The sequence below is a fragment of the Antribacter soli genome (assembly GCF_021568775.1).
GTDB classification, from domain to species: Bacteria; Actinomycetota; Actinomycetes; order Actinomycetales; family Cellulomonadaceae; genus Antribacter; species Antribacter soli.
Genome location: NZ_JAKGSG010000035.1, coordinates 100,478 through 123,296, shown reverse-complemented (window position 1 = coordinate 123,296; position 22,819 = coordinate 100,478). Strand labels below are relative to the sequence as shown.

Annotated in this window: 17 protein-coding genes and 1 riboswitch; of the genes, 7 read left to right on the top strand and 10 right to left on the bottom strand. The window is 74.6% G+C overall.

The annotated features are described in order from the left end of the window. The first annotated feature begins 67 nt into the window (after window positions 1-67). The 3 genes from L1785_RS13185 (at window position 68) to L1785_RS13175 (ending at window position 5,950) form a co-directional block, all read left to right on the top strand. The gene (locus L1785_RS13185; RefSeq protein ID WP_236089726.1) at window positions 68-2,788 is read left to right on the top strand and encodes a tetratricopeptide repeat protein; all 2,721 of its coding nucleotides are present in this window, start codon (window positions 68-70) and stop codon (window positions 2,786-2,788) included. A 72-nt stretch (window positions 2,789-2,860) separates the two neighbouring features. Then, window positions 2,861-2,962, top strand: a riboswitch (SAM riboswitch). A 163-nt stretch (window positions 2,963-3,125) separates the two neighbouring features. Continuing rightward, the gene (metE, locus tag L1785_RS13180; RefSeq protein ID WP_236089725.1) at window positions 3,126-5,477 is read left to right on the top strand and encodes a 5-methyltetrahydropteroyltriglutamate--homocysteine S-methyltransferase; all 2,352 of its coding nucleotides are present in this window, start codon (window positions 3,126-3,128) and stop codon (window positions 5,475-5,477) included. Between the two features lie 248 nt (window positions 5,478-5,725). Further along, a complete protein-coding gene (locus L1785_RS13175; RefSeq protein WP_236089724.1) occupies window positions 5,726-5,950 on the top strand; it encodes a helix-turn-helix domain-containing protein in 225 nt (74 codons plus the stop codon). Window positions 5,951-5,993: 43 nt separating this feature from the next. Here the strand turns inward: L1785_RS13175 and L1785_RS13170 are convergent, their stop codons facing one another. Then, window positions 5,994-6,578, bottom strand: coding sequence for a TetR/AcrR family transcriptional regulator (locus L1785_RS13170; protein ID WP_236089723.1), 585 nt, complete (start codon window positions 6,576-6,578; stop codon window positions 5,994-5,996). 112 nt (window positions 6,579-6,690) lie between these two features. Between L1785_RS13170 and L1785_RS13165 the strand changes: the two genes are divergently transcribed. After that, window positions 6,691-7,533: an alpha/beta fold hydrolase gene (locus L1785_RS13165; protein ID WP_236089722.1), complete on the top strand. Its 843-nt coding sequence runs from the start codon at window positions 6,691-6,693 to the stop codon at window positions 7,531-7,533. 114 nt (window positions 7,534-7,647) lie between these two features. After that, window positions 7,648-9,054, top strand: a complete 1,407-nt coding sequence (pdxR, locus tag L1785_RS13160) for a MocR-like pyridoxine biosynthesis transcription factor PdxR (protein ID WP_236089721.1) — start codon at window positions 7,648-7,650, stop codon at window positions 9,052-9,054. Here the strand turns inward: pdxR and L1785_RS13155 are convergent. Both L1785_RS13155 and L1785_RS13150 read right to left on the bottom strand, forming a co-directional pair. After that, entirely contained in the window at window positions 8,999-10,330 is a 1,332-nt protein-coding gene (locus tag L1785_RS13155; protein ID WP_236089720.1) for an APC family permease, read from the bottom strand. The genes pdxR and L1785_RS13155 overlap by 56 nt on opposite strands. 150 nt (window positions 10,331-10,480) lie before the next feature. Continuing rightward, window positions 10,481-10,942 (bottom strand): MarR family winged helix-turn-helix transcriptional regulator, encoded by a 462-nt coding sequence (locus L1785_RS13150; protein WP_236089719.1) that lies wholly within the window; start codon window positions 10,940-10,942, stop codon window positions 10,481-10,483. 110 nt (window positions 10,943-11,052) lie between these two features. Between L1785_RS13150 and L1785_RS13145 the strand changes: the two genes are divergently transcribed. After that, window positions 11,053-12,441 (top strand): FAD-binding oxidoreductase, encoded by a 1,389-nt coding sequence (locus L1785_RS13145; RefSeq protein WP_236089718.1) that lies wholly within the window; start codon window positions 11,053-11,055, stop codon window positions 12,439-12,441. Between the two features lie 4 nt (window positions 12,442-12,445). On the opposite strand, the gene L1785_RS13140 is transcribed toward L1785_RS13145, so the two are convergent. Together L1785_RS13140 and L1785_RS13135 are read right to left on the bottom strand one after the other, a co-directional pair. After that, complete coding sequence (locus tag L1785_RS13140) at window positions 12,446-13,084, bottom strand: metallophosphoesterase (protein ID WP_236089717.1); 639 nt, start codon at window positions 13,082-13,084, stop codon at window positions 12,446-12,448. 55 nt (window positions 13,085-13,139) lie between these two features. Continuing rightward, window positions 13,140-14,672, bottom strand: coding sequence for a tetratricopeptide repeat protein (locus L1785_RS13135; protein ID WP_236089716.1), 1,533 nt, complete (start codon window positions 14,670-14,672; stop codon window positions 13,140-13,142). 225 nt (window positions 14,673-14,897) lie between these two features. Here L1785_RS13135 and L1785_RS13130 point away from each other — a divergent pair, with 225 nt between their 5' ends. Beyond that, on the top strand, window positions 14,898-16,430 hold the full coding sequence (locus L1785_RS13130) for a family 43 glycosylhydrolase (protein ID WP_236089715.1): 1,533 nt from the start codon (window positions 14,898-14,900) through the stop codon (window positions 16,428-16,430). Between the two features lie 23 nt (window positions 16,431-16,453). Here L1785_RS13130 and L1785_RS13125 read toward each other — a convergent pair whose 3' ends face one another. The 5 genes from L1785_RS13125 to L1785_RS13105 all read right to left on the bottom strand — a co-directional run bounded on the left by L1785_RS13125 (window position 16,454) and on the right by L1785_RS13105 (window position 22,749). Then, window positions 16,454-17,338: a carbohydrate kinase family protein gene (locus L1785_RS13125; protein ID WP_236089714.1), complete on the bottom strand. Its 885-nt coding sequence runs from the start codon at window positions 17,336-17,338 to the stop codon at window positions 16,454-16,456. Continuing rightward, a complete protein-coding gene (locus tag L1785_RS13120) occupies window positions 17,335-18,273 on the bottom strand; it encodes a pseudouridine-5'-phosphate glycosidase (RefSeq protein ID WP_236089713.1) in 939 nt (312 codons plus the stop codon). The genes L1785_RS13125 and L1785_RS13120 overlap by 4 nt, the downstream gene beginning before the upstream one ends. Before the next feature lie 68 nt (window positions 18,274-18,341). Next, a complete protein-coding gene (locus L1785_RS13115) occupies window positions 18,342-20,234 on the bottom strand; it encodes a hypothetical protein (protein WP_236089712.1) in 1,893 nt (630 codons plus the stop codon). Between the two features lie 106 nt (window positions 20,235-20,340). Further along, a complete protein-coding gene (locus L1785_RS13110) occupies window positions 20,341-21,354 on the bottom strand; it encodes a LacI family DNA-binding transcriptional regulator (RefSeq protein ID WP_236089711.1) in 1,014 nt (337 codons plus the stop codon). A gap of 24 nt (window positions 21,355-21,378) precedes the next feature. Continuing rightward, window positions 21,379-22,749, bottom strand: a complete 1,371-nt coding sequence (locus L1785_RS13105) for a glycoside hydrolase family 16 protein (RefSeq protein WP_236089710.1) — start codon at window positions 22,747-22,749, stop codon at window positions 21,379-21,381. Between the last annotated feature and the right edge of the window lie 70 nt (window positions 22,750-22,819).

The following is a 22,819-nucleotide window of genomic DNA, read 5'->3' as shown; positions in this document are numbered from 1 at the left end:
CACGGGGCGTGCCCGGTCCCGGACGGCCGATACTTTCGCCCGGTCAAGAGGGCGAAGGGTCTGGTTTATGGGGTCTGGGTACGGTTCACTGTCGCTCGTGGGGCGTCGCGGCGGACCGCACCGTGCCGATCTGTGGTGGACGGTGCGCAGCGTGTGGCGCGCGCCGGTGCCTGACCAGGGCGGCGCGCGCGACGACGGCGCGCCCCGCCCGCCCGCGACGCCCGCAGCCCTCCTCGACCCCGCCCTCGAGGTCGTCCCGTTCACCGGGCGGGAGCCCGAGCTGTCCGACCTTCTCGCCTGGGCCCGCAAGGGGCGCGGCACCGGCGTGCGGCTGGTGACCGGTCCCGGTGGCGTCGGCAAGACGCGGCTCGCCGTCGAGCTGTCCCGCCGCCTCGTCCGGTCCGGCTGGGCCGTCCTCGCCGTGCCCGACGGCGGCGAGGCGGACGCCGTGACCGACGCCCTCGGCCTGCGCGCGCGCCGCGTCCTGATCGTGGTCGACCGCGCCGAGTCCCGCCCCGGCCTCGCGCAGCTCCTGCGCGACGCGGCCGTCGCCCGCGGCACCGTGCGGGTCCTGCTGCTCGCCCGGACAGCCGGCGAGTGGTGGGAACGCCTCGAGACCGACGAGCTGGCCGTGCGGCGCCTGCTCGCCGACGCCCAGGCGGGGACCGACCTCGACCCACGGCTCACGGAGGACCAGGACGACGCCGCCGTCGTCCTGGCGGCCGCCATCGCTCTCGCCGCAGCGCTGGGCCGCCCCGTGCCGGCGTCGCACGTCGTCGGGTCGTCCGGCGCCCGGGTGCTCGATCTGCACGCGACCGCCCTCGCCCGGGTGCTCGGAGGCGGGCCGGGCGGCCTCGGGGATCTCGCCCGACTCCTGTGGCGGGACGACGGCGGGCAGGCCGCCGCGCTCGCGTCGCTGGTCGGCAGCGCGCCCGGTGGGGACCCGTCGGCCGGGCCGCTTCAGCCCGACGCGCTCGCCGAGCACGTGGTGGTGTCGGCGCTCGGCGGTCTGCCACCCGGCACGGTCGGCGCCGCGCTGGACGCGGCACCGACCGCTTCCGTCCACCCCGCCTTCCGCGCAGCCACGTTGCTCGTCCGGGCGGCCGCCGAGCGGTCAGGCCGCCCGGACGAGCTGCGCGCGACCGTCGAGCTGCTGGGGGAGGCCGTCGACCGGCTGCCGGACGACCTGGAGCTGCTGACGACCGTCTTCGGCGCGCTGCCGGGCCGGTCGCTCGCCACCGCACCCCTGCGCGTCTCGGTCCGGGAGCGGACGCTGGGCCTCGTGCCGGAGGGCGTCACGGAGGAGCGGGCGGCCGCGCTGCGCGAGCTCGGCATGGCCCTGGGCAGGTCGGGCCGCGCGGCGGAGGCCGTCCCGGTCAAGACGCAGGCGGTCGAGCTGCTGCGCGAGCTCGCCGACCGCGACTCGTGCCGCTTCCTTCCGCGACTGGCGCTGGCGCTGCGGGACCTCGGCCTGAGCTACCAGGACGTCGGCCGCCTCGAGGACGCCCGCGCGGTGCAGCAGGAGGCCGTCGCGCTGCTGCGCGACCTGGTCGAGCGCGAGCCGGGGGTGCACGAGGGGCACCTGGCGTCGGTCCTGACCTGGCTCGGCGCGACGTACTGGGAGCTCGGGCGCGCGGAGGCGGCCTACGCGCCGTCGCGGGAGGCGGTCGTCCTGCTGCGCACCCAGGTGCAGCGCAGCCCCGGCCGGTTCCTGCCGGAGCTCGGGTACGCGCTCGGCAACCTGGGGATCCGCCTGTCGGGCCTCGGGCGCGTGCACGAGGCGCTGGCGCCGACCGAGGAGTCGGTGCAGATCCTGCGCGCCCTCGCCCGCGACAACCCGGACGCGTACCAGTCGTACCTCGCGGCGGCGCTGGCCCAGCTGGGCGTGCGGCTGGCCCAGGTGGGCCAGGTCGCGCGCGCGGTGCCGCCGACGGAGGAAGCGGTGGCGATCCGGCGTGACCTCGCCCGGAGCAACCCGGGGTACCTGCCCTTCCTGGCCCGGGTGCTGTCGAATCTCGGCGGACTCTACTCGGTGCTGGGCCGCACCGGCGAGGCGCTGTCGGCGGGCCGCGAGGCGGTGGCGACCTGCCGGGACCTGGTGCGGACGATGCCCGAGCGCTTCCGGCCGGAGCTGGCGGACGCCCTGTCGAACCTCGGCGTCACGTACTCGCGGCTCGCTCGGCCCATCGAGGCGCTCGCCGCCGAGCGGGAGGCGCTCTCCGTGCGCCGGGAGCTGGCGGAGCGCAGCCCCGGTCGCCACCTGCCGGACCTGGCGGCGTCCCTGTCCAACCTCGGCGTCCGGTACAGCGAGCTCGGCCGCCCGGAGGACGCCCTGGAGCCCACGATGGAGGCCGTGACGATCCGGCGTCGCCTCGCGGGGCAGGTGCCGGGACGCTTCGGGCCCGACCTCGCGGACGCCCTGCTGAACCTCGGCGCCACGTACGCCGACCTGAACCGGCCGCAGGACGCGCTGGGTCCCACGACGGAGGCGCTGGCGGTGCGCCGCATCCTCGCCTCGAGCAACCCCGGCCGGTTCGGGCCGGACCTGGCGGCGGCCCTCACGAACCAGGCGGCGCAGCTCGCGGACAACCGCCGCTTCGTCGAGGCCCTCGCCCCCGCACGGGAGGCGGTCGAGCTTCGTCGCGAGCTCGTCCGCGCGGGCCACGACCTGCACCGGGCCGGTCTGGCCCGCTCGCTGAGCGTCCTGGCCAGGATCGGGGACGAGCTGGGTCACGCGGACGACGCGCGGCGGGCCCGGGACGAGGCGGAGCGCCTGCAGCCGGCGTGACCGGTGCTCGCCGGGGCGTCTCACACTGCGACCCTTGCTTGGCTCCCGGGCGCGGTGTGCGTAGGGTCGTGTCAACCATCCAGAGCGGCCGAGAGACCTGGCTCGACGACGCCGCAGCAACCTGCCGAGGGAAGCCTCCCGACGTATAGGTGCTACCGCCAGGTGCGATGAATTCCATGGCTCTGACCTGTCCGAGGGCGTGCACCTCGGCGGCGGGACGACCCCGGTGCGCACTGCGCCGGGGCGTGCCCGGCCTGGCCTGAGGGCCGCCGGTCGTGAGCGACTTCTCACCCGATGCTCCCTGCGCGCTGCGCCGGGACCCACCTGAGGAATGCTCATGACGAACAACCCCTTCCCGTCCGGGACGGTTCTCGGCTACCCCCGCATCGGCCGGCGGCGCGAGCTCAAGCGGGCCCTGGAGGCCTTCTGGGCCGGCCGGACCACTGTCGAAGAGCTCGAGGCCACGGCCCGCGACCTGCGGCTCGCCACGGCGCGCCGGCTCGTGGAGCTCGGCCTGGACGCCGGCTCCGGCGCCGTCCCCGGCTCGTTCTCCTTCTACGACCAGGTCCTCGACGTGGTCGCCCTGCTGGGCGCCGTGCCGTCCCGGTTCGGGCGCGACGCAGGCGACCACGCCCGCGGAAGCCGCCTCACGCTCGAGGAGTACTTCACGCTGGCCCGCGGTTCGGGCGAGGACTCCCCGCTCGAGATGACCAAGTGGTTCGACACGAACTACCACTACCTCGTGCCGGAGATCGGGCCCGGGACGCCGGTCCGGTTCAGCGACGACCGCGTCGTGCAGGAGTTCGCCGAGGCCCGCGACGCGGGGATCGTGACCCGTCCCGTCCTCGTCGGTCCCGTCACGTTCCTGCTGCTCAGCAAGGCGGCCGACGGCGCGGCCCCCGACTTCTCCCCGCTGGACCGGCTGCCTGAGGTCGTCGCCGCGTACGGCGAGCTGCTCGCCCGGCTCGCCGCCGCGGGCGCGCCGTGGGTGCAGCTCGACGAGCCGGCGCTCGTCACGGACGGCCACGTGCCGTTCGGAGAGGTCGCAGACGCGGTCCGGTCGGCGTACGGCACGCTCACGGCGCCCGCCGTCGGCTCCGGACGGCCCGCGGTGCTCGTGGCCGCGCCGTACGGCGGGCTGCAGGGCGAGCGCGGGGACGCGCTGGCCCTGCTCGCCGGCACCGGCGTCGAGGGCGTGGCGCTCGACCTGGTCCGCGGGGCGCTGCCGGCGGCGCCCCTCCCGGACCTCGCGTCCAAGCTGGTGGTCGCCGGCGTGATCGACGGCCACAACGTGTGGCGGGCCGACCTGGCCGAGCGGCTCTCGCTGCTCGAGCGGGTGTCGGAGCTCGGCGCGGGCGCGGTGGCGGTCGGTACGTCGACGTCGCTGCTGCACGTGCCGCACGACGTCGACGACGAGACCCGCCTCGACCCGGCCCTGGCCGGCGGCCTGGCGTTCGCGGACCAGAAGGTCCGCGAGGTGGCCGTGCTGGCGCGCGGACTCGCCGGCGGGCGAGCGGCGGTCGCCGACGACCTGGCGGCCTCGGTCGCGGCGGTCGCGGCGCGCCGGGCGGCGGCCGGCGTCGCCGTCCCGGCGGTGCGGGAGCGCCTGGCGGCCCTCACCGGCGCCGACCTGGACCGTGCCCCCTACGCCGAGCGTGCCGCCGTCCAGCGTGAGCGCCTCGGCCTGCCGGTGCTGCCGACCACGACGATCGGGTCGTTCCCGCAGACGGCCGAGATCCGCGCGGCGCGCGCCGCGCACGCGCGCGGCGAGCTGTCCGACGCCGACTACGCGGCGGCGATGCGGGCGGAGGTCGCCCACGTCGTGGCGCTGCAGGAGGAGCTCGGGCTGGACGTGCTCGTGCACGGCGAGCCCGAGCGCAACGACATGGTCCAGTACTTCGCCGAGCGCCTCGACGGGTTCGTGGCGACCCAGCACGGCTGGGTCCAGTCGTACGGGTCGCGGTGCGTGCGCCCGCCGGTCCTGTGGGGCGACGTGTCCCGCCCGGCTCCGATGACGGTCGAGTGGTCCGAGTACGCGGCGTCGCTCACCGCCAAGCCGGTCAAGGGCATGCTCACCGGCCCGGTGACGATCCTCGCGTGGTCGTTCGTCCGCGACGACCAGCCGCTCGCCGACACCGCGGCCCAGGTCGCCCTGGCGCTGCGCGACGAGGTGGCGGACCTCGAGCAGGCGGGGATCGGCGTCGTCCAGGTGGACGAGCCGGCGCTGCGCGAGCTGCTGCCGCTGCGCGAGGCCGACCGGCCCGCGTACCTCGACTGGTCCGTGCGGTCGTTCCGGCTGGCCACGGCCGGCGCGGCGACGGCCACGCAGGTGCACACGCACCTGTGCTACTCGGAGTTCGGCGACGTGATCGGCGCGATCGACGGCCTCGACGCCGACGTGACCTCGATCGAGGCGGCGCGCTCGCGGATGGAGGTCGTGCCCGAGCTCGCGAAGGCGGGCTACGACCGGGGCGTCGGACCGGGCGTCTACGACATCCACTCGCCGCGCGTGCCGTCCGTCGACGAGGTGGCCGAGCTCGTGGCGCTCGCCGCGGGGGCGATCGACCCGCGGCTCGTGTGGGTCAACCCGGACTGCGGGCTCAAGACCCGCCGGTACGAGGAGACGACGCCGGCGCTGCGCCACCTCGTCGAGGCGACGCGCCGGGTGCGCGAGCAGCTGGCCGGCTGACGGCTGACGCAGGGCGGAACGGGATCGCGCGGCACGGATGGTCCGTGCCGCGCGATCCCGCGCATCCGGGAGCCGGTGACACATCGGCATGATCCGTGGGATTTCGGGCATCTTTCAGGCATAGGGATTCTCGCGGTGAATTTGTTCATTCCAGGCGCCTCTTCGAGCCCAGATTTTCAGGTCTCGGATTGCGAGAATCGCAGCGTTTCGACTGGACTCGGGAGCCGCTTTCCCACCAGACTGGATCTGTGACTGAATTCACAGAAGCGCAGAGGCAAGAGCACGAGGACCTCAGCACGCTGGAGGCTGCTCGGCTGCTCGGCTGCTCGACGCTGCACATCATCGACCTGCTCGAAGCCGGCGTCCTCGACTGCCACAGGGACGGCGCCGACCTCCTGTTCGCCGCGGCCGACATCGCGACCTACAAGGCGGACAAGGAGCGTCAGGACGCGGATCACCTCGTAGGAGTCTGACCCTGGGACACCGGCGCGGCGCACTGTTGCGTCCGCGCCGGGCTCATCCCGGAACCAGGTCCCCAGCGTGGTGGATGGCGGCATCGAGCAGCGTCACGGCGGCCGCTCGCGCCTGCCGGGCGGCTTCGGGAGTGCCGGAGATGGCCGCCGTCGTCTGGGCGCCCTCCGCGAGGATCGCGAGCTGCGGCGCGAGGTCCGCCGGGGCGCCGGTCTCGGCGACCAGCCGGGCGAGGTACTCCTGGAAGGTGCTCTTCTGCTCGCGCACCGCCTCCGTCACGGCGGGGGAGGCGGCGCCGAGTTCGCCGAACGCGTTGATGAAGCCGCAGCCGCGGAAGTCCGGCTCGCGGAACCAGGCGTCGAGGAAGTCGAAGATCGCGAGGATCCGGTCGCGGGCGGTCGCGGCCCGCTCGGCCTCGGCGGCGATCCCGGCGTCCCACACCGACATGCGGTGCCGCAGCACGGCGAGGATCAGCTCGTCCTTCGAGCCGAACAGCGCGTAGATGCGCTTGAGCGGCACGCCCGCCGCGGCGCGCACCGCGTCCATTCCCACGGCCTGGACGCCGCGCGTGTAGAACAGCTCGTCCGCTACCCGGACCACGCGGTCCCGCGTCGCCTCGTCCTGCGTCATCGGATCTCCCTCCAGACTTCGTGCGTTCGGCTTGCGCTGAGAACGTGCGTTCTCTAAGGTAACTCACATCGGCATGAGAACGATCGTTCTCAGGACATGAAGGGACCACATCATGGGCTTCATCAAGGTCGGCACGGAGAACAGCACCGACATCGAGCTCTACTACGAGGACCACGGCTCCGGCCAGCCCGTCGTGCTCATCCACGGCTACCCGCTGAACGGCCACAGCTGGGAGCTCCAGTCCCGCGAGCTGATCGACGCCGGCTTCCGCGTCATCACCTACGACCGCCGCGGCTTCGGAGCGTCGAGCAAGGTCGGGACCGGCTACGACTACGACACGTTCGCGGCCGACCTCCACGCCGTCCTGGAGACCCTCGACCTGTTCGACGTCATCCTCGTCGGCTTCTCGATGGGCACCGGCGAGCTCGCCCGCTACGTCGGGACGTACGGCCACGAGCGGGTCGCCAAGCTCGCGTTCCTGGCCTCGCTCCAGCCGTTCCTCGTCGCCGCCGACGACAACCCGAACGGTGTGCCGCAGTCCGTGTTCGACGGCATCGCCGAGGCCGCCCGCACCGACCGGTACGCGTGGTTCACCAACTTCTACAAGGACTTCTACAACCTCGACGAGACCCTGGGCTCCCGGATCAGCCAGGAGGTCGTCACGGCCTCCTGGAACACCGCGACGGTCAGCGCGCCGGTGGCCGCGTACGCGGTGGTCCCGACCTGGATCGAGGACTTCCGGGCCGACGTCGAGGCCGTCCGGGCCGCGGGCAAGCCCTCGCTCATCCTGCACGGGACCTCGGACAACATCCTCCCGATCGACGCGACGGGCCGCCCGTTCCACGAGTCGTTCCCCGAGGCGGAGTACGTCGAGATCGAGGGCGCCCCGCACGGCCTGCTCTGGACCCACGCGGCCGACGTCAACGAGGTTCTTCTCCGCTTCGTCCGGGCCTGACCCAGTCCGACGCGGGGAACGCGCGAGACCGCCTCCAGGTCGCTCTACCGGCGCTCAGAGCGACCTTGAGGTGGTCTCGCGCGCTCTCGCCCGACTCTGGTGCATGATCGCCCCGTGGACCTCGTCGTCGACCTGCCGGCTCGCACCGGGCGCAGCGATGCGCTGTACCGCGCCCTGCGCGAGGCGATGACGCAGGGCCGCGCGGCGGCGGGCGAACGGCTGCCCTCGACGCGCTCCCTGGCCCGCGACCTCGGGGTCTCCCGCGCGAGCGTCGCGACCGCGTACGAGCGGCTCGTGGCGGAGGGTTACCTGGAGTCGCGGACCGGCTCCGGCACGTACGTCACGGCCGAGGCGAGGGGCGAGGCCGGTGCCGCGGGCCGACGTCGGGCAGCCGGGGCGCTGCGACCCCGAGCCTCGTGGCGCTGGGCGCCGCTCCCCGTCTCCGGCGACGCGCCGGTCCCGGAGCACGACTTCCGGGTGGGCCTGCCCGACGCCTCCCTCTTCCCCTTCGACGCGTGGCGGCGCCTGCTGGCGGCGGAGTCGCGCCTGCGCGACCACGCCCCCGGGACGTACGGCAGCCCTGCCGGGTTGCCGCGCCTGCGCGAGGCCGTCGCCCGGTCGGTGGGCTTCGCCCGCGGTGTGCGGGCGGACCCGGACGACGTGATCGTCACGCACGGCGCCCAGCACGCCCTGGACCTGGTGGCGCGCGTGCTGCTCGAGCCGGGGGACACCGTGGCCGTCGAGGACCCCGGCTACCCGGCCGCACGGGACCTCTTCGCCTCCCACGGCGCGCGCGTCGTGCCGGTGCGGGTCGACGAGGAGGGCCTCGTGGTGGACGAGGTCCCCCCTGAGGCGAGGCTCGTGTACACGACCCCTTCGCACCAGTTCCCGCTCGGCCTGCCGCTGTCGCTCGCGCGCCGGCGTGCCCTGCTGGCGCACGCCGCGCGGCACGGCACGGCGATCGTCGAGGACGACTACGACAGCGAGTTCCGCCATGCCCGCCGCCCCCTGGACACGCTGCACGGCCTCGACCGGGACGGGCGGGTCGTGTACGTCGGCACGTTCTCGAAGTCGTTGCTGCCTGCGCTGCGGGTGGGGTACCTGGTCGCGCCGGCCTCGCTGCGCGGCGCCCTGCTCGCCGCCCGGCAGCTCGGCGACGGGTACGGGCCGGTGCACGTGCAGGCCGCCCTCGCGGGCTTCGTCGACGACGGCCTGCTCGCCCGGCACGTCCGCCGCGCGTCGGCGGTCTACGCGGAGCGGCACGCGATCCTCCTCGACGCCCTCGCCGGGCTGCCGCTCGAGCCTGTGCCGTCGGCGGCCGGCCTGCACGTGGCCGCCTACTTCGACGGGGACGCCCGGGCGGTCGCCGCCCGTGCCCGACGGCGGTCGGTCGCCCTCGACGCGCTCGCGGACTATGCGGTCCGGCCGTGCCGGGAGGGGTTCGTGTTCGGGTACGGCGCCGCCGTCACGTCGTCGATCCGGCCCGGGATCGAGAAGCTGGCCCGGCTGCTGGAGCGGTGAGCGCGGGCTCGGGTGCTGCAGGCGCGGGCTCGCGTGCTGCCGGCGGCGCGGGCCGCCGCAGCACCGTCCACACGACGCCCGCGAGGGCGAGCCCGAGCGGCGCGAGCACGTGCGCGCCCGTCGCGGCGAGCAGGGCGAGCGCTGCGGCGAGCGACACCGCGGCGCACCACCACGCGGCGGTCCCGCGCGGCAGGAGCCGCAGGGCGGCGGCCGTGCCCGCGACGTAGAGCAGGGCGAACGTGCCGGTCGCGAGTGGCAGCACGGCGTCGGTCGGCAGGTCCAGCAGGGCGAGGGCGGCCGTGACGCCCAGGGCGATCGTCACGATCACGACGAGCGACCGGCGCGGCACCTCGCCGGAGCCCGAGCCGCGGGCGAGCCACACGGGCATCGCCCCGTCGCGGGCGAGCGCCGCGCCCATCCGGGAGCCGCCGGCGAAGTACACGTTGATCGCGCCGATCGTGAGCAGGAGCGCGACGACGGCGGTCACCGGGCGGGCGGCCTCGCCGAAGCCGCGGACGAGCAGGTCCGACAGCGGCGCCGGGCCGGGCCGCGGGCCGAGCACGGCGACCGTCGCGAAGGCGACGCCGAGGTACAGCACGCCCACCACGCCGACGGCGACCGCCGTCGCGCGCGGGATGTCCCGCTGCGGGTCGCGGTACTCCGCCGCGAGCGAGCCCAGCACCTCCCAGCCGGCGAACGCCCAGACCAGGAGTGCCGCCGCCGACCCGACGGCCGCCCAGCCGTGCGGGGCGAACGGCGCAAGGTACGTGAGCTGCACGTGGGGCAGGGCCACGGCCACGGCGACCGCGAGGAGGAGCGCGATCACGCCCGCGACGGCGAGCTGCACCGTCCCGGACAGCCGCAGGTCGTACCAGTTGAGCACCGCGCACAGGGCGATGACCGCGACCGTGACGCCGAGCGCGGTGCGCGGGCCGCCACCCGTCGCGTCCGCGACGTAGGCGGCCGCGAACCCGGCCGCCGCCGGCGCGCCCACGGGGATGGTGAGGTAGAACGCCCAGCCCACGGCGGTCGACGCCCGGTCGCCGAACGCGAGCCGCGCATACGTCGCGATGCCGCCCCCGTCCGGGTGGCGCGCGCCGAGCGCGGCGAAGGTCACGGCGAGCGGTACGGAGAGCGCGACCAGCGCTGCCCACGCGACCAGTGACGCCGGGCCGGCCGTGCGGGTGGCCAGCGCCGGGAGCGAGATGACGCCGGTGCCGAGCACCGCGCCGACCATCAGGGCGGCACCCTGGGAGACGGAGAGGCCGTTCTTCATGCCACGAAACTAGGTGCCCGGTGGCCTGGCGAACGGGCCGGTCGCGGGCCGGTCGAACAGGCCACCTGCACGAGCGGCCTGCTCGACCGGTCGCCCATTGGCACGGTGCTCCGGCGAGCCGTGACCTAGCCTCGGAGGGATGGAAGGCGGCTACTCGAACGGGACCGTCGCGGGGCCGCCGGGCACCGTGCCGGTCAGGCGGCGCAGCGCCCCGCGGAAGGCGACCACGTCCTCGCGGGAGCCGAGCGCGTGCCGCAGGCGGGAGTCGAAGTCGACGGCGGCCTCCTTGAGCTCCGCGAAGAGGCGCAGGCCCTCGGGCGTCACCTCGATCTGCTGGACGCGACGGTTCGCCGGGTCGCGGTGCCGGGTCACCAGGCCGCGGTCCTCCATGGCACGCAGGTGGTGCGTGAGCGTCGCCTCCCGGATGCCGACCGCGGCCGCGAGCTGGCGCTGCGTGGCGGGTCTGCCGGTGCCGAGCGCCAGCAGGATGAACCAGACGGGGCGGGTGCCGCCGTGCTCGGCGAGCACGCGGTCGAAGGTCCGCGTCACACGCTGCACCGCGTCCCAGAGCTCGATCGCGATCGCGGTCCGCTCGCCCGCACCGTCTTCCATGGGGTGAGCGTAGCCGAACCTCTTGACGGCAGAACATTCGATGTCTAAGGATTAGCCATCGAAGGAAGTGCACCACCACATCGCACGAACCTGCACGACGAAGGGGAAGCATGACCACGCACGGCACCACCCACAGCCACGCCACCCCCGTGTCCCGGGCTCTCGACGGGCTCCAGGCCGTCCTGGGGGAGCGGCTCGTCCTACCCGACGCCCCCGGCTTCGCCGAGGCGGCCGCCGTCGTCTTCACGGGCGAGCCCCGCACGCCCGCCGCCGTCGCGCGGCCGGGGAACACCGCGGAGGTCGCGGCGGCCGTCCGGGCAGCTCGCGACGCGGGCCTTCCGGTCACCGTCCGCAGCGGCGGCCACAGCTACGCGCGGCTCGGTACGGCCGACGGCGCGCTCGTCATCGACACCCGCCTCCTGGCGGACGTCACGATCGACCCGGCCGCCCGGGTCGCCTCGGCCGGCGGGGGAGTCTCCGCGATCGCCTACACGCAGGCCGCGGCGGAGCACGGCCTCGCCACCGGGTTCGGCGACACCGGGGGAGTCGGCGTCGCAGGGCTCACGCTCGGCGGCGGCGTCGGCCACCTCGGGCGCCGCGACGGGCTGACCATCGACAACCTCGTCGGGGCGGAGGTGGTTCTCGCGGACGGTTCCGTGGTCCGCGCCGACGCCGACGAGAACCCCGACCTGTTCTGGGCGCTGCGCGGCGGGGGCGGCGGCCTCGGCGTCGTCACCCGGCTCGATCTGCGCCTGCACCCCACCGCGACGGTGACGGGCGGCATGCTGATACTGCCCGCGACGCCGGCCGCGCTCGCGGGCGCGCTCGAGGCGGTGCTGGCCGGGCCCGACGAGGTGTCCGCCATCATCAACGTCATGAAGGCGCCGCCGATGCCGGCGATCCCGGCGGAGCTGCACGGCACGCCGATCGTCCTGGTCCTTCCCTGCTGGTCCGGCGAGCCGGACCGGGCCGAGGCGGGCCTCGCGCCGCTGCGGGCGCTCGGCCCGGTCGTCGACGGTCTGGCCGCGATGCCCTACCCGGCGCTGTTCGCCGGCGGCCCCGACCTCGGGCCGGCCGTCCCGGTGGTGGGCACCGGGTTCCGCGACGTGGTCGACGAGGCGTGGGCGGCGACGGTGATCGAGCGGGTGGTCGGCGCCCCGGGGTTCGCGGTCGTCAACCTGCGGCCCCTCGGCGGGGCGATCGCGCGGGTCGCGCCCGACGCGACGGCGTTCGCGCACCGCGACCGGCGCGTGATGGTCACTGCCGCGATGCCGGTCCCGGAGGCAGTCGCGGCGGCGTCGCCGGAGGCCGTGCCCGGGGCGCGCGCGTGGCTGGCGGCGACCGAGCAGGCGATCGGCCTGGGGGACGCGGGGTACGTCAACTTCATGGGCTCGCTCACGGGCGCCGACCTGGCCCGCGCCTACCCGTCGGCCACGCTCGACCGCCTGGGCACGGTCCACGCGGCGTACGACCCGGACGGGTTCTTCGCGGTGCGCTGAACCGTCACCCGTACCAGGGCAGACGCTCGAGATCCTGCTCGCCGGCCTCGATCAGGCCGGCGAGCGTCTCGAGCGGCACGGGGCGTCCGGCCCACACGTCGACGCCGACGTTGAGCATCCGGCCCCGCTGGCGCCACTTGTCGTGGACGTGGCCGTGGACCAGCCAGCCGCCCTCGTCGGCGGGCCGGTGCTCGACGTGGCGGTCGGCCTCCTTCGAGTCGCCGACGTACGGGAAGTGCGAGAGCTTCGCCGTCGAGCCGCCGACGGCGATCGGGGCGGGGTCGTCGGCGATCTCGGCGAAGCCCGCGTCGAGGTAGCGCGCGCGGGCCGCGGCGAGGCGGCGCGCGACGTCGTCGGCGGAGCCCTTGCGGAAGCTGCGCTCGCCGAGCCAGCAGCGGTCGTGGTTGCCGGGCACGAGGATCTTGTGCCCGGCAAGCAGCCCGACCAGGCCGAGCGACTCGTCCAGGTCGCCGAGCGCGACGTCGCCCAGCACCCACACCGTGTCCTGCGGCCCGACCGTCTCGTTCCAGAGATCGACGAGCCGCTCGTCCATGGCCGCCACCCCTGCGAACGGCCGGCCGCAGTACCTGATGATGTTGGCGTGCCCGAAGTGCAGGTCGGACGTGGCGAAGATCCTGGTCATGAGCCCCATCCAACCGGCCGGGCGCGCGCGTGTCCCGGCCTTTGCCGGTCCCGCCTCATCCGGCGACGCAGACCCAGTAGGAGGCCCCGGGCTCCAGCTCGAAGGGGACCCAGTCCACCGGGCGGTTCGTGATCGACAGCGAGCCCGACGCCTGGAGGAAGTAGTAGGACCCGGCGGGCAGCGTGAGCGTGGCGCTCGGGTAGTCGGCCGAGAGGTCCGTGCACCCGTCGGCCGCGGCCCACGGGTCCGGGAACGTGCAGGCGTCACATCCCGCGAGCTCGACCGAGCCGGTGTCAGGCCCGGTGAAGTAGTACTTCGCCGGCCATGGGCTGTAGTTGTAGATCCTGAAGACGCTGACGGGACCGCCGGCCGGGACGGCGGACGGCCGCTCCCGGCCCGACTCGGGGTAGACCCTGGCGATGATCGCGGCTGTCCGGACCCGCTCGGCGTACGCCAGCTCCGGAAGGTCCGGATACCTCTCGACGAAGCGCTCCATGACGTTCTCGGCGGACGGGAACTCGCCCGCGTCGAAGTGTGCGAGGCCGCAGCGGTACATGCCGTCGGGCAGCCGGTCCGCGACGCCGTCGGCGAGGGCCGCGAGCGGCCCCATGGCGGCTTCGAAGAACGAGGCGACCTTCTCGGTGCCGTCGAGCGCCGAGCACGGGTCGTCCTCGAGCCCGGACAGGTTCTCGTCACGCCACGCGGTGAGCTCCGGGACGACCCGCTCCGCGGCACCCGACCCGGCGTGGTCGGCGAGCAGCTCGTCGAGGAGCGGCACCGCGATCGCCGGCTCGGCCCCGTCCAGGTGAGCGCCGGCGCAGGCGAGGACCCCGTCCGGCAGCTCGTCGGTGGCGCGCCGGTGGATCGGCTGGATCTTGCCGACGTCGGACGTCATGGACGAGAACCACCGGATCGTCTCCAGCGACTCGCACTCCGTGGGCCCCTGCGCGGACCGGTAGAGGTCGCTCAGGTGGTCGGGGACGCCGGCAGCAGTGCGCGTGCGCGGATACCGAGCCGTGACGTCGACGAGGTCCGCGTACGACGCCTGCACGGTCTCGCCGGCGCTGCCCCACCCGAGGTCGTCCACCGCGGCGGCGTCTGCCATGGCAGACGCGACGACCTGTTCCAGGTGCCGTTCCAGCAGCTCGTGCTGCACGATCGCGTAGGTCGCGATGCCGGCCGGCACCAGCGCCAGCAGCGGCCAGGCCGCGGCGGGCGCGATCGCAGGCCCCCCGACGCGACCGCGCCGTGCCCGGCGGCGCGCGGTGAACCACCCGTCGACGGCGAGCCCGGCGAGCACCGTCAGGTACGCGACGAACCACCACGGGCTCGTGCCCTGCCAGGTGACGGGGAGGACGACGAGCAGCAGCCCGGCGGTGACGAGCAGCGCTGCGGCGAGCCGCAGCCAGGCACCGAGCGCCAGGTACCCCAGGCCGAGGCCGGTCAGGTTGAGCAGGGCGGCGGTGCGCGCGGCGCCCGGGCCGGGAGCTGCGGGCGCGGCGGACTCGTCGGCCGGACCGGCTTCCGGGCCGTCGTCGACTCCCGGCTCGTCGGCGGTCACGATCTCGTCGGCGGGGGCGCCGCTCATGGGAATCCTTCCGTCGGGGCGCACACGCCGTCGGTGCGCCGCGCGGATCGTACCGGTTCGTCCCTACCCCCGTTTCCCCGTGGTTCCCGAGCCCGAATGTGCGCGCTAACATTTCGCACCGACCCTGGCCCGGCACCGACGCCGGCACCGGGGCGGTCGTGTCCACGCGCGCCGGGCAGAGGAGCCCGGCCGCACCACCGCCACACGAAGCTCCTGGGAGAGCACATGCGCACAACCCTGCACGACGGCGTGATCGCCGCACCCGGTCGTCTGCGAGCCCTGCTCGCCGCCGCGCTCGCCGCACCCGGTCGTCTGCGAGCCCTGCTCGCCGCCGCGCTCGCCGCGGTCACGGCTGCGGCGGTCCTGGTGGCGTTACCCGCCACCCCCGCCGACGCCACGCCGAGCGCCGGCCAGTGGTACGTCATCACCAGCGTCCACTCGGGCATGGCGCTGCAGATCTCCGGCAGCTCCACCACGACAGGCGCCGAGCTGGTGCAGCAGCCCCGCACCGATGCGACGAGTCAGCAGTTCCGGCTCCTGGACTCCGGCGGCGGCTACTTCCGCCTCCAGGTCCGCCACTCGAACCAGGTGCTCGACGTCCTCGGCCGCAACGCCGCCGACGGCGCCACCATCGGCCAGTGGACGGACCTGAACGGCACGAACCAGCAGTGGTCCGTCACCGAGCAGTCGGACGGGACCTACAGCTTCATCAACCGGTTCTCGGGCAAGGCCCTGGACCTGTGGAACTTCTCGACCACAGCAGGCAGCCGCATCTCGCAGTTCACGTACAACGGGCTGGCCGTGCAGCGCTGGATCCTCAACCCGATCGGCACTCCCGCGCTGTCCAACCCGATCCGCTCCAACGGGGCCGACCCGTGGATCGAGTACTGGGACGGCTTCTACTACATGTCGACGACCACGTGGGACTCGACGGTGATCATGCGCCGCGCGACCACCCTGGCCGGCCTGAAGACGGCGACCGACACCGTGGTGTGGGACGACTCCGGCGTCGCGAACCGGTGCTGCAGCCACTGGGCTCCCGAGTTCCACCGGATCAACGGCACCTGGTACCTCATGTACACGTCGGGGAACTCGCAGACGGACTTCGGCGGCCAGAGGATGCACGTGCTCCGCTCCACCAGCAGCACGCCGATGGGCCCGTACGAGTTCATGGGCACCCCGCTGCCGAACCAGTGGAACATCGACGGCACCTACCTCGAGCTGAACAACAACCTCTACCTGCTGTGGTCCGAGTGGATCGGCGAGAACCAGTCGATCCGCATCGCGCAGATGTCGAACCCGTGGACCGTCTCGAGCAACCAGTACACGATCTCCCAGCCCAGCTACTCGTGGGAGACCGTGGGCGCGCGCGTCAACGAGGCCCCCGTGGTGCTGCAGCGAAACGGGCGCACGTTCATCACGTACTCCGCGTCCTCGTGCACCACGCCCGACTACAAGCTCGGCCTGCTCGACCTGACCGGTAGCAACCCGCTGCTGGCCGCGTCGTGGACCAAGCGGTCCACGCCGGTGTTCCAGCAGGGCAACGGCACCTACGGGCCCGGGCACAACGGGTTCTTCACGTCGCCGGACGGCACGGAGAGCTGGATCGTCTACCACGGCAACACCTCGTCCAGCCAGGGCTGCGGCTCGACCCGCGAGACGCGCGTGCAGGAGTTCACCTGGAACGCGGACGGCACGCCGAACTTCGGGACGCCGGTCTCGCGCGGGGTGACGCTCACGCCGCCGTCGGGCGAGTAGCAGGGAGGCGAGGCGGGCCCCGGTCAGCGCGTGCGGAGCAGCTCCGCCGCGGCCCGGTGGCCCGCCTCGCAGGCGCGGACCAGGTCGGTGACGTCCGTCGTCGGGCAGCGCAGGAGGGACGCCAGGAAGCCCGCGGCGAAGGCGTCGCCGGCGCCGGTCGTGTCCGCGACCTGGCCGACGCTCATGGCAGCGACCCGGGCGACGCGCGCTCCGTCGCAGACGACCTCCGCCGGGTCGGGGCCCCGCTTGACGACCATCACGGGCGCGACGTCCGGCGGCAGCAGCGCCGCCTCGTCGGCGTTCGCCAGCACGACGGCGGGGGCGACCTCCCGCACGAGGCGGAGGAACGACGCGCGCCCCAGCTCCTCGATCAGTCCCGTCGACGACGCGTCGAGCGACACCCGCACCCCGCGCCCGCGGGCGAGCGCCGCGAGACCCAGGACCGCCTCGCGCGTCCGGCCCGCGCCCAGCCCGTACGCCGGCACATGGAGCCAGGCCGCGCCGTCGAGCCACGCCGGCTCTGCCGGGCCGAGCTGGGCCGACGCGCCCCGGTCGGGGAACATCGTGCGCTCGCCCGCGGCGTCGACCAGGCAGACGACGGCGCCGGTGGTGCCGCGGCGTGCGACGCGCGTCTCGACCCCGGCCGCCGCGAGACCGGCGACCAGGGCGTCCCCCGCTGCATCGGGCCCGACACAGCCCACGAATCTGGTAGGGACGAGCGGTGCGGCCGCGGCGGCGGTGTTCGCCGCGCTGCCACCCCGGCGCCGGATGATCGCGGCGGCGTTGTCCGTCGCGTGGCGCAGCGGCCCGGCCAGGCGGACGACGACGTCCTCCACGAGATCGCCGACGACGACCAGCACTCCGTCGGCCCCCGGCGCGCCCGGGCCGACGTCGGCTCCCGCGCTCATCCGCGCGCCGCGACCGCGACCGCGATGCGCGCCCCGAGCTCGACGTTCCCGCGGTAGACCTCCAGGTTGACCTCGAGGCTCGCGCCACCGGTCGCGCGCTGGAAGAAGTCGAGCAGGAACGGCGTGATGTCGTGTCCGGTGACGCCGGCGGCGTCGGCCGCGGCGAGGGCGTCCGCGAGGGTGCGCTCGTGCAGTGCGGGGTCGAGCTGGCGGTGCGTGGCGACGGGGTTCGCGACGAGCACCGCGGCCTCGAGCCCGTGGGCGTCCCGCGCGGCGGCGAGCGCGGCCGCCTGCTCGGGCGAGTCGACGCGGTAGTCGAGGCGGAAGCCGGAGTCCGCGACGTAGAAGCCGGGGTATCTGGTGGTGCCGTAGCCGACGACGGGCACGTTGAGCGTCTCGAGACGCTCCAGCGTGGCCCGGATGTCGAGGATGGACTTGACGCCCGCGCTGACGAGCGTGATCGGGGTCCGGGCGAGCGTCGGCAGGTCGGCCGACTCGTCGAACGTCTCGCCCGCCCCGCGGTGGACGCCGCCGAGCCCGCCCGTCGACATGACGCGGATGCCCGCGCGGTGCGCGAGCCAGGCGGTCGCGGCGACGGTGGTGCCGCCGTCGAGCCCGAGCGCGGTCGCGACGGGCAGGTCGCGCACGCTCACCTTGACGACGTCGCCGGCCGTGCAGAGGTGCTCGATCTCGCCGGGGCTCAGCCCGACGACGGCCGTGCCGCCCACGACCCCGATCGTCGCCGGGACCGCCCCGGCCGCGCGGACCGTCTCCTCGGCCGCCAGCCCGACCTCGATGCTGCGCGGCGCGGGCAGGCCGTGGCTGAGGATGGTCGACTCGAGCGCGAGCACCGGCCTGCCCTCCGCGAGGGCGGCCGTGACCTCGTCGGACACGCGGACGGCGGAGGGCGGCGGAGCGGACGTGGCGTCGGTCACGGGCCCACCGTAGCGCCCGCGTCTCTCTGACCTGTGCCGACCACTCGGCACAGGTCAGAGAGACGGGGTCAGGGGATCGGGTTGGACGTGTCGAACGCGATCGGCTCCTCGATCACGTAGGCGCAGTCCCAGTAGTAGTAGTCGGCGTCGATCGGGTAGGCGCCCGTCCCGTCCTCCGGGTCGTTGAGGGTCCCGTCGGAGCCGCGGAGCGCCATGAAGTAGGACCCCTCGGGCAGGGACAGCACCACGCTCGGGTACCCGGGCGAGCTCTCCAGGCACTCGGGGGCGGACTCGAGGTCGGACACGGTCGCGCACGACGCGCACGGCTCGAGATGGACCGACCCAGTGTCGGCGCCCGTGTACAGCCAGTCGACGGCGTCGGGCCCGTAGTTGTAGATCGTGATCTCGGTGCGGGCCCCGCCCGCGGCGGACTCGCCGGGGCGCTGCGCCCCGGCCTCCGGGTACACCGTCGCGACGTCTGCCGTGACGATCACGCGCTCCGCGTAGGCGACGCGCGGGTCGCCGGCGTGGTCCTCGACCAGCTCGGTGAGGGTCTCGCGCGCCAGCGTGAACTCCTTGTCGTCGAAGTACCGCAGCCCGCACAGGTAGATGCCCTCCGGGACCCGCTCCGCGGCGGCGCCCCCGAGCGTGGCGAGCGACTCGGCCGCGACCAGGTCGAAGAGCTGCGCCACCCCTCGGGTGCTCTCCAGCGCCCCGCACGGGTCGTCGCCGGTGATGGTGGCGAGGATCTCGTCGCGCCACGTGGCCATCTCGCCGGGGAGCGCCGTCGCCTCGGCGGAGGAGCCGTGGTCGGCGAGCAGCCGGTCGAGGTACGGCGCCGCGTCGCTGGGGTTGGCGGTCTCGAGATAGGTGCCGGCGCAGCCCCGCAGGCTCGCGGGGAGCGCCTCGGCGGCGCGCGGCTGCAGCGACACCTCGTCCGGGACCACGGTGTGGGGCTCCGCGAACCAGTCGACCGCCTCCAGGACGCTGCACGGCGCCCCGTTCGTCGCCTGGGCGTACAGCGTGTCGAGGTGCTCGGGCACGGTCGCGGCGGCGCGGCTGTCCGGGTGGTCGACGGCGACCTCGGCGAGCGCCACGTAGGAGTCCTCGAACGTCGCCGACCTCGCGCTCCAGCTCTCCTCGGTGACCGACCGGAGCTCGGTCATCGCGGTCGCCACGACCTCCTCGAGGTGCTGCTCCAGCTCCTCCGCCTGGACGCCTGCGTACGCGACGGCGGCCACGGGGACGACGGCGAGCAGCGGCCACGCGGCGATGCGCGCGCCGGGGACGGGCATCGCCGCGAGGCCGCGCCGGGCCCGGCGGCGGGCCAGGAACCAGGCGTCGGCCGCGAGGCCCACCAGGACGATCACGTAGGCGACGAGCCACCCCGCGCTGACGCCCTGCCACGTCACGGGCAGGACGATGACGAGGAACACGATCGAGATCACCGCGGCGGCGGCCGCACGTGCCCAGGCGCGCAGCAGGACGTACCCCAGGCCGAGCCCGGAGAGGTTGAGCAGCCCGGCCGTGAGGGCGCCACGGTCCTCGCGCCACGGGGTCGCGGGCAGCAGCGCCTGCTCCGGCGCGGGCGGCGGGGCGAGGTGGTACGGGTCGGCGGTCGTGAGCGCCGGCGCGGCCTCGCTCGCGGCGGGCGCAGCGGCGGCGGGCGCCGGTGCGGCAGGTGCCGGCGCGGCGCCGGGTGCGGCGAACAGCGCGTCGGGCTCCGGCTCGGTCGCGGCCACGGGGGCTGCGGGGCTGACTTCCGCGGGCGCGGGCGCGGGCTCGGCCTCGGCCTCGGCCTCGGCGGCGGGGGCCTCGGCCGGCTCGGCCTCGGCGGCGGTGGCCTCCTCGGCGCCGGCTTCCGCGGGCGCCGCCTCGGGGGCTGTCTCCGCGGGTACCGCCTCGGTCGGCTCGGCCTCAGGCCGGTTGACGGCCTCGTCGGCCGCGTCGGTCCCGGTCATGTTCCTCCTCCTGCGGCGCGGGCGCGCCCTAGCGGCGCCGAGCCGTCTCGGCGTGCCGCGCGGATCGTACCTTTTTCGATGACTCGCACCTTCTGCGACGCGCGGCTCATGCCGACTCACGGAGCACGAGCTCGGTGGGCAGCACCAGCGCGGGCTCGATGTCCTCCCCGGCCGCGCGGCGCAGCACCTGGCGCGCGAGGCGACGGCCGATCTCGGCGATCGGCTGCCGCACCGTCGTGAGGGTTGGCTCGGTGAACCGCGCGATCTCCACGTCGTCGAACCCGATCACGGCGACGTCGTCGGGCACCCGGCGGCCTGCCTGGCGCAGGGCGCGCAGCGCGCCGTCGGCCATGAGGTCGGACGCGACGAAGACCGCGTCGAGCCCCGGCTCCTCCTGCAGGAGCCGGCGCATGGCGACCATGCCCGACTCGCGGGTGAAGTCGCCGACGGCGACGAGTGGCTCCTGGTCCGTCCCGGCGAGCGCGGCCCGGTATCCGGCGAGGCGGTCGATGCCGGCGACCATGTCCTGCGGACCGGCGATCGTGGCGATGCGGGCGCGGCCACGCTGGAGCAGGTACCGGACGGCGGCCTCGACGCCGCCCGCGTGGTCCACGTCGATGTACGGGAACGTGGCCGGGCCGAGCGGTCGCCCGCTCGCCACGACGGGGACCCCGAGCGCCTCGAGCGAGGCAGGCAGCGGGTCGGCGCCGTGCAGGGAGGCGAGCACGACGCCGTCGACGGTGCGGCCGTGGACGTACCGCAGGATGCGCTCGTGGCTCGACGGCGCGGAGGCGAGGAGCAGGAGGAGCTGCTTGTCGGCGGCCTCGAGCTCCTCGCCGACGCCGCGCAGGACGCCGGGGAAGAACGCGTCGTCGGAGAACACGCGCGTGGCGGGCTCGGGGAGCACGAACGCCACGACGTCGGTGCGCTGCGTCACGAGGCTGCGCGCGGCGGGGTTCGGTACGTATCCGAGCTCCCGCACCGCCCGGGCGACGGCCTCGCGCACGCCGGGCTTGACGGCCGTGGAGCCGTTGACCACCCGCGAGACCGTCGCGCGGGACACCCCGGCCAGGCGCGCGACCGTCTCGAGCGTCGGTCGTCCGGGCGGGGTGTCCTGCATCGAGCCTCCTGGTTCGAGGGGGAGTCAGTGCCTGAAGGTGAGCCAGTTGACGTTCACGAAGTCGGCGGGCTGGCCGCTCGTGAACCTGAGGAACACCGTGTGGGTGCCGGTGACCGCGGCGATGTCGCCGGGGACGGTGGTCCACGTCTGCCAGCCGCCCGTGTTCGCGACGGCGAAGCTGCCGATCGGCGCGCTGTTCACGTCGTCGAGCCGGACCTCGACCAGCCCGCTGACTCCGGCTGCGGCGCCGGATGCGACGCGCGCGGTGAACGAGCGCGCGGGCGTCGACCCGAAGCTCACCCCGTCGAACCGGACCCAGTCGCCGTTCGCGAGCCAGCCGATGTTCTGCCCGCCGCCCGAGTCCGTGGTGGTCTCGACGGAGACGCCGCTCTGGGCGTTGTACGACTCCGCCTGGATGGTGGAGTAGGCGTCCCGCGAGCCCGTCGGCGGGGTCGGGGTGGGCGTCGGGGTCGGCGTCGGCGTCGAGCCGCCGGCGCGCTGCCACACCGCCACGTAGTCGACGAGCATGGGCACGCCGGAGACGGTCTGCGCCGTCGGGTTGCCCGGCCAGCTGCCGCCGATGGCGACGTTGAGGATGATGAAGAAGCCGTGGTTCGTGGCGTTCTCCCACGTGGTCGCGTCGACCTGGTTCGCGTTCACGGTGTGGAAGAGCGCGCCGTCGAGATACCACCGCATCTGGTTCGGGGTGACGCTGCGGTCCCACTCGACGCGGTACGTGTGGAACCCGGCCTGGCACGTGGTGCCGGAGCAGGTCGTGGAGCCGCCCAGGCCCGTCGTCTCGTTGCAGGGACCGCCGGGGGACGTGCCGCAGTGCAGCGTGCCCCACACCTTGTTGACGCCGTTGACGTTCTCCATGATGTCGATCTCGCCGATGCCGGGCCAGTTCCAGTAGTTGCCGCGGAACGGCGTGCCGAGCATCCAGAACGCGGGCCAGTAGCCCTGGGCGGCGGCGCCGGTGACGTCGGGCATCTGGATGCGGGACTCGACGCGCAGGACGCCGCCGGCGGGCGGCTGGAAGTCGGAGCGCTGGGTCTCGATGCGCCCGGACGTCCAGCTGCCGGCGGCGTCGCGCAGCGGCCTGATCGCGAGGTTGCCGTTGCCGTCGTGGTAGACGTTCTGGGTGCTGCTGGTGTGGTACGCGATCTCGCCGGTGCCCCAGTTGGGGGCGCCGCCGGGGTAGGAGCTGCCGATGTCGTAGATCCAGCTCGACGTGTTGACACCGGTACCGGCGGCACCGGTGAAGTCGTCGCTCCAGACGTGCGACCAGCCGGCCGGGGTGGTGGGGACGGCGGCCAGCGCGGCGAGGGCTACGACCGGGCCGAGCGTGGCGGCCAGGATGCCGGCGACCAAGGCGCCGGCAAGGCGGGTTCTCATGGGGTGACTCGCTTTCCGTGATCGACGGTGATCGGACGGGTGGTGCGGTCAGTGCGTTTTGAGAGCGCTC

Coding starts and splice junctions, on each gene's coding strand:
- L1785_RS13185 (WP_236089726.1), top strand. CDS start 68: ATGGGGTCTGGGTACGGTTCACTGTCGCTCGTGGGGCGTCGCGGCGGA.
- metE (WP_236089725.1), top strand. CDS start 3,126: ATGACGAACAACCCCTTCCCGTCCGGGACGGTTCTCGGCTACCCCCGC.
- L1785_RS13170 (WP_236089723.1), bottom strand. CDS start 6,578: ATGACGCAGGACGAGGCGACGCGGGACCGCGTGGTCCGGGTAGCGGAC.
- L1785_RS13165 (WP_236089722.1), top strand. CDS start 6,691: ATGGGCTTCATCAAGGTCGGCACGGAGAACAGCACCGACATCGAGCTC.
- L1785_RS13155 (WP_236089720.1), bottom strand. CDS start 10,330: ATGAAGAACGGCCTCTCCGTCTCCCAGGGTGCCGCCCTGATGGTCGGC.
- L1785_RS13150 (WP_236089719.1), bottom strand. CDS start 10,942: ATGGAAGACGGTGCGGGCGAGCGGACCGCGATCGCGATCGAGCTCTGG.
- L1785_RS13145 (WP_236089718.1), top strand. CDS start 11,053: ATGACCACGCACGGCACCACCCACAGCCACGCCACCCCCGTGTCCCGG.
- L1785_RS13140 (WP_236089717.1), bottom strand. CDS start 13,084: ATGACCAGGATCTTCGCCACGTCCGACCTGCACTTCGGGCACGCCAAC.
- L1785_RS13135 (WP_236089716.1), bottom strand. CDS start 14,672: ATGAGCGGCGCCCCCGCCGACGAGATCGTGACCGCCGACGAGCCGGGA.
- L1785_RS13130 (WP_236089715.1), top strand. CDS start 14,898: ATGCGCACAACCCTGCACGACGGCGTGATCGCCGCACCCGGTCGTCTG.
- L1785_RS13125 (WP_236089714.1), bottom strand. CDS start 17,338: ATGAGCGCGGGAGCCGACGTCGGCCCGGGCGCGCCGGGGGCCGACGGA.
- L1785_RS13115 (WP_236089712.1), bottom strand. CDS start 20,234: ATGACCGGGACCGACGCGGCCGACGAGGCCGTCAACCGGCCTGAGGCC.
- L1785_RS13110 (WP_236089711.1), bottom strand. CDS start 21,354: ATGCAGGACACCCCGCCCGGACGACCGACGCTCGAGACGGTCGCGCGC.
- L1785_RS13105 (WP_236089710.1), bottom strand. CDS start 22,749: ATGAGAACCCGCCTTGCCGGCGCCTTGGTCGCCGGCATCCTGGCCGCC.